This window comes from Rhodococcus sp. CX (genome assembly GCF_015865005.1).
GTDB lineage: Bacteria > Actinomycetota > Actinomycetes > Mycobacteriales > Mycobacteriaceae > Rhodococcus.
Genome location: NZ_JADZGH010000233.1, coordinates 21,287 through 27,427 on the forward strand (window position 1 = coordinate 21,287; position 6,141 = coordinate 27,427).

The 6,141-nt window shown below is 69.5% G+C and carries 5 protein-coding genes; all 5 read right to left on the reverse strand.

Annotated elements, in window-relative coordinates:
• Window positions 1-5: 5 nt before the first annotated feature.
• Window positions 6-620 carry a DUF177 domain-containing protein gene (locus tag I0Q12_RS26150; RefSeq protein WP_248673533.1) on the reverse strand — a complete coding sequence of 205 codons (615 nt, stop codon included), beginning with the start codon at window positions 618-620 and terminating at the stop codon, window positions 6-8.
• A gap of 107 nt (window positions 621-727) precedes the next feature.
• On the reverse strand, window positions 728-1,486 hold the full coding sequence (locus I0Q12_RS26155; protein WP_197256154.1) for a DivIVA domain-containing protein: 759 nt from the start codon (window positions 1,484-1,486) through the stop codon (window positions 728-730).
• 153 nt (window positions 1,487-1,639) lie between these two features.
• The gene (coaD, locus tag I0Q12_RS26160; protein WP_197256156.1) at window positions 1,640-2,131 is read right to left on the reverse strand and encodes a pantetheine-phosphate adenylyltransferase; all 492 of its coding nucleotides are present in this window, start codon (window positions 2,129-2,131) and stop codon (window positions 1,640-1,642) included.
• Entirely contained in the window at window positions 2,128-2,694 is a 567-nt protein-coding gene (gene rsmD, locus I0Q12_RS26165) for a 16S rRNA (guanine(966)-N(2))-methyltransferase RsmD (RefSeq protein ID WP_197256158.1), read from the reverse strand. The genes coaD and rsmD overlap by 4 nt, the downstream gene beginning before the upstream one ends.
• Window positions 2,691-5,963: a pyruvate carboxylase gene (locus I0Q12_RS26170; RefSeq protein WP_197256160.1), complete on the reverse strand. Its 3,273-nt coding sequence runs from the start codon at window positions 5,961-5,963 to the stop codon at window positions 2,691-2,693. The genes rsmD and I0Q12_RS26170 overlap by 4 nt, the downstream gene beginning before the upstream one ends.
• Window positions 5,964-6,141 lie beyond the last annotated feature (178 nt).

Below are 6,141 nucleotides of genomic sequence, written 5' to 3' on the forward strand. Positions count from 1 at the left end.
CACGTCTACTTCTCCTCGTTGTTCTTGCTGTCAGGTGCACTGCTGGGTTCTTCGGATCCTGCGCCGATGGCAGCTGCCAACCCAGCCCAGCGAGGATCGATTATTTCATGCCCGTGCCCGGATTCCGCAATCGCCAGGCGAATGCCGCATTCCGGGCACAGTCCCGCGCAGTCGTCGCTACACAACGGCCGCAGCGGAAGCTCCAGTCCGACGGCGTCGACGATGACCGGCTCCAGGTCGATCTCGTCGTCCACCATCCGGTAGACCTCGTCCTCCTCGGTGGTCTGTTCCGTGACGCTGTTCGGGTAGGCGAACAGCTCCGTGAGATACAGGTCCACCGAGCCGGTGAACGGCTCGAGGCACCGCGAGCACTCGCCGACGGTCTCGGCGCGGACGGTGCCCGTCACGAGCACGCCCTCCGACACCGCCTCGAGCCGCAGATCGAGTTCCACATCCGTGCCCTCTTCGATCGCGACGAGGTCGAGACCGATACGCGAGGGCGACGGGACGACCCGGCTCACCGTTCGCATCGAGCCCGGGCGACGGCCGAGAGAGATCACGTCCAGCACAAGACCCTCGTCCCGGGCGGGACGAGACGCACTGTGATGACGGGAAGACACGGCAACTCGCTTTCGGATCGACGGCACGAAGCCGTCAGTTGTACTGGGCAACCCCCCAATGGTACGCGACGCGGCGCGCCACAGGGAAATCCGCCCGGTGCGCGAGTTCAGCGGCGGCGTTCGGCGCGCCAGTCCGCCTCCGCGTAGTCCGGGGCCCCGGCGGTGCGCAACTGCTGCCGGCCCCGCCCGACCGAGCGAAGCGTCGTGTTGAGGATCTCCTCGAAATCGGCGAGTTTGCCGTCGACGTACTCGTCGCATTCGGTGCGCAACCGGTCCGACTCCGCGTGGGCGCTGTCGATCACCCGCGCCGATTCGGCGTGCGCCGCCTGCACGACCTCGGTCTGGGACACCAGCCGTGCCTGCTCGGCTTCACCGTCCGCGACGGCCCGCTCGTAGGACGCCTTCCCGGACTCGATCATGCGGTCCGCCTCGGCCCGGGCCCGGCCGGTGAGAGCCTCGTACTGCCGCTTGGCCTCGGCGACGGTGTCCTCGGCTTCGGCGCGCGCGTCCTGGACCAGTTCGTCGGCGTGTGCCCGCGCCTCCTGCACCATCCGGTCGGCCTGGGCCTTCGCGTCGGCGAGCATGCGGTCGGCGTCCGCCCGGGCCCGCTCGAGCAGTTCCCGCGCCTCTTCGTCGGCGTCACCGACGGTCTTGTCCGCCAGAGCCCGCGCGTCGCCGACCAGACGGTCACGGTGGTCGAGGACGTCCTGCGCGTCGTCCAGCTCGCTGGGCAGCGCGTCCCGTACGTCGTCGAGGAGTTCGAGAACGTCCCCTCGCGGGACCACGCAACTCACGGTCATCGGCACACCACGTGCTTCCTCGACGATCGCGACAAGTTCGTCGAGTGCCTCGAAAACCCGATACACGCCCAACCCCATTCCTCGTCCGGTCCGGCCGGTGCGGCCGCGGCCAGCTGCCAGTCTGCCGCAGGTGGCGCGGTGCGGCGCGACCCTCGGGGGCGTGTCGGCGAACCCGGTGCCCGTGTTGTCGAAACCGTTACCCGGCGGACGTGATCCGGGCTACTTGCCCGCGGCCCGTTCGGCGATCCGCGCGAGCAGCCGCTTGTGCACCGTCGCCGGCAGCATGTCCGCGACGTCGCCGCCGTAGGTCGCGACCTCCTTGACGAGCGAGCTCGACAGGTAGCTGTACGCGGGATTGGTTGCGACGAACAGGGTGTCGACGCCGGTGAGCTTGTGGTTCATCTGCGCCATCTGCAGCTCGTAGTCGAAGTCGTTGGCGCCGCGCAGACCCTTGACGATCGCGGTGATGCCGTTTGCCTTCGCGTAGTCGACGAGCAGACCCTGCCAGGCGTCGACGCGGACGTTGCCGAGATGCGAGGTGGCCTCGGCCAGCATCTCGAGGCGCTCGGGCACGGTGAACATGCCCTGCTTGTTCGGGTTGACCAACACGGTGACGACGACCTCGTCGAACTGCAGTGCGGTTCGGCTGATGACGTCGAGATGTCCGTTGGTGACAGGGTCGAAGGATCCAGGACAGACGGCGCTGCTCATGATTCAGAACCGTAGCAGGTGGCGACCTCGATCCGGGTCTCCCCGTACTTGCGGACGCGCCCAGCCTCGAGGGCTTCCGGCCACACCGTTTCCGGTGACCGCGAGGACCGTTCGAGCACGACCACCGAACCGTCCCCGACCCATCCGCCGTCGACGAGAACGGTCAGCACCCGGGACACGGCGTCCTCGTCGATCGCGTACGGCGGATCCGCCAGCACGAGGTCGTAGACGCGGTCCGGGGTGCCGGCCAGCACGGTCGACACCGGTGCCGCGCGGAGCACGGCACCGGGCAGCCCGACCTCGGCGATGTTCTGCCGGACCACGGCCGCGGCCTTGGCGTCGGACTCGACGAGCAACACGTGCGCGGCGCCCCGCGACAGGGCCTCGAGACCGAGGGCACCGGATCCCGCGTAGAGATCCAGTACCGCGGCCCCGTCCAGGTCCATCCGCGCATCGAGCGAACTGAACAGTGCCTCGCGGACACGTTCGGAGGTGGGCCGGGTACCGCGGGGCGGCACCTTCAGGCGCCGCCCCCCGGCCCGGCCCGCGACGATCCGTGTCACTCGGCGCTTTCCTCGGTGGACACCACCACCAGCAGATCGCCACCCTCGACCTGCTGGACACCACCGATCGCGAGGCGGGTGATCTGCCCACCGCGCGGCGCGGTGATCGCCGCTTCCATCTTCATGGCCTCGATCGTGGCGACGGTGTCACCCGCGGCGACCTTGTCGCCCTCACCGACGACGAGAGTGACGGTGCCGGCGAACGGCGCGGCCACGTGACCGGGGTTGCTCCGGTCGGCCTTCTCCGCCGCCGGGACCTCGCTGGCGATGGACCGGTCGCGCACGGAGACCGGACGCAGCTGTCCGTTGAGGATGCACATCACGGTCCGGAAGCCGCGTTCGTCGGCGTCCGAGATCGCCTCGAGGCCGATGAGCAGTTCGACGCCCTTGTCGAGCTTGACGCGGTGCTCCTCACCCTGGCGCAGGCCGTAGAAGAACTGGTTCGCCGACAGTTCGGAGGTGTCGCCGTAGGCGTCGCGGTGCTCTTCGAACTCGCGGGTCGGGGCCGGGAACAGCAGCCGGTTGAGGGTGCTGCGACGCTCGAGCGAGCTGCCGCCGAGCGCCTTCTCGTCCTCCGATGCGAGCTGCGCTTCGGCCTTCGGTTCGCCGCGGCCGGCCAGGGCCTTGCTGCGGAACGGCTCGGGCCAGCCCCCGGCGGGGGTGCCGAGTTCGCCGCGCAGGAATCCGACGACCGAATCCGGGATGTCGAAGCGGCCCGGATCGGCGGCGAAGTCGTCGACGGACACACCGGCACCGACGAGGTGCAGCGCGAGGTCGCCGACGACCTTCGACGACGGGGTGACCTTGATCAGCCGGCCCAGGAGGCGGTCGGCGCCGGCGTAGGCGGCCTCGACGTCCTCGAAGCGGTCACCGAGGCCCAGCGCGATGGCCTGCTGACGAAGGTTCGACAGCTGACCACCGGGGATCTCGTGCGTGTACACGCGGCCGGTCGGGGCGGGCAGCCCGGACTCGAACGGCGCGTACACCTTCCGCAGCGCCTCCCAGTACGGCTCGAGATCGCACACGGCCTGCAGGTCCAGGCCGGTGTCGTACTCGCTGTTCGCCGCGGCCGCGACGATCGCGGACAGCGCGGGCTGGCTGGTGGTCCCGGCCAGTGCCGCCGACGCGCCGTCGACGGCGTCCGCGCCCGCCTGCCACGCCGCCAGGTAGGTGGCGAGCTGACCGCCCGGGGTGTCGTGGGTGTGCACGTGCACCGGCAGGTCGAAGTTGCTGCGCAGCGCCGAGACGAGGGTCGCGGCGGCGGGGGCGCGCAGCAGCCCGGCCATGTCCTTGATCGCCAGCACGTGCGCGCCGGCCTCGACGATCTGCTCGGCCAGCTTCAGGTAGTAGTCGAGCGTGTAGAGCGTCTCGTTCGGGTTCGACAGATCGCCCGTGTAGGACAGCGCGACCTCGGCGATCGTGGTGCCGGTCTCGCGGACCGCGTCGATCGCCGGTCGCATCTGGTCGACGTTGTTCAGGGCGTCGAAGATCCGGAAGATGTCGATGCCGGTGCTCGCCGCCTCCTGCACGAACGCCCGGGTCACCGCCTCCGGGTACGGCGTGTAGCCGACGGTGTTGCGACCACGCAGCAGCATCTGCAGGTTGATGTTCGGGATCGCCTCACGCAGCGCCGCGAGCCGCTCCCACGGGTCCTCGTGCAGGAAGCGCAGCGCCACGTCGTAGGTGGCACCGCCCCACGCCTCGATGGACAGCAGTTCCGGGGTCATCCGCGCGACGTGCCCGGCGACGGTGAGCAGGTCCTTGCTGCGCACCCGGGTCGCGGCCGTCAGGTCGATCGCGGGGAGCTTGTCGTGCGGGTAGACCGTGGTGGGGCGCTGGCCGTGCGGCTTGTTGACCGTCACGTCCGCGAGGTACCGCAGGATCTTGGTGCCGCGGTCCGCGGAGGAACGCAGCGTCAGCAGCTGCGGACGCTCCTCGATGAACGAGGTGGTCACGTTGCCGGCCCGGAAGTCCGGGTCGTCGAGCACCGCCTGCAGGAACGGGATGTTCGTGGCGACGCCGCGGATGCGGAACTCGGCGACCGCGCGCCGGGCCCGCGCGACGGCGGCCTCGAGGTTGCGCCCGCGGCAGGTGAGCTTGACCAGCATCGAGTCGAAGTGCGCCGAGACCTCGGCACCGACGGAGGTGCCGCCGTCGAGGCGGATGCCGGCGCCGCCGGGCGTGCGGTAGCCGGTGATGCGGCCGGTGTCGGGCCGGAAGCCGTTGGCTGGGTCCTCGGTGGTGATGCGGCACTGCAGCGCCGCTCCGCGGATCGTGACGGTGTCCTGCGACAGACCCAGATCCGACAGGGATTCACCGGATGCGATGCGCATCTGCGCCTGCACGAGGTCGACGTCGGTGATCTCCTCGGTCACCGTGTGCTCGACCTGGATGCGCGGGTTCATCTCGATGAACACGTGGCGGCCCTGCTTGTCGAGCAGGAACTCGACGGTGCCGGCGCACTGGTAGCCGATCTCCTTCGCGAACGCCACCGCGTCCGCGCAGATCTTCTGCCGCAGCTCCTCCGGCAGGTTCGGGGCCGGGGCGAGCTCGACGACCTTCTGGTGCCGGCGCTGCACCGAGCAGTCCCGCTCGAACAGGTGCATCACGTTGCCGTGCTTGTCGGCGAGGATCTGGACCTCGATGTGGCGCGGGTCGACGACGGCCTGCTCGAGGAACACCGTCGGATCACCGAACGCGGCGTCGGCCTCACGCGAGGCGGCTTCGATCGCTTCGCGCAGCTGGGCGCGTTCGGCGACGCGGCGCATGCCGCGTCCGCCACCACCGGCGACCGCCTTGACGAACACCGGGAACTCCATGTCCTCGGCGGCGGCGAGCAGCGCCTCGACGTCGGACGACGGCTCGGACGAGGCGAGCACCGGCAGACCGGCCGCCTTGGCGGCGGCGATCGCGCGGGCCTTGTTGCCGGTCAGTTCCAGCACCTCGGCGGGCGGGCCGATGAAGGTGATGCCGGCTTCCGCGCAGGCTGCGGCGAGGTCCGGATTCTCGGACAGGAATCCGTAGCCCGGGTAGATCGCGTCCACGCCCGCGGACTTCGCGGCCGAGACGATCTCTTCGACCGACAGGTAGGCGCGGACGGGATGTCCCTCGACACCGATCTGGTACGACTCGTCCGCCTTCAGCCGATGCAGCGACTTGCGGTCTTCGTAGGGAAACACCGCGACGGTCCCGGCACCCAGTTCGTAGGCGGCACGGAAGGCGCGGATCGCGATCTCGCCACGGTTGGCGACAAGCACTTTCGAGAACATTGGACGAACGTACCCTGCCGCAACATGCCGATTTTCACCCCCGTCCCACATTCTGGGATGTGGAACGAATGTGGCAAGACTGAAACGATGCAGTTCCGCGTACCGGTAACCCGCAGGTAATACGGAAGGTGCTCTCGTTTTTACCTCACAGCCGGATCACGCCTGCTGTGCGCGGAAC

Bases quoted from the DNA above. Each gene is read 5' to 3' on its own strand.
- I0Q12_RS26170 (WP_197256160.1), bottom strand. From the start codon at position 5,963: ATGTTCTCGAAAGTGCTTGTCGCCAACCGTGGCGAGATCGCGATCCGC.
- coaD (WP_197256156.1), bottom strand. From the start codon at position 2,131: ATGAGCAGCGCCGTCTGTCCTGGATCCTTCGACCCTGTCACCAACGGA.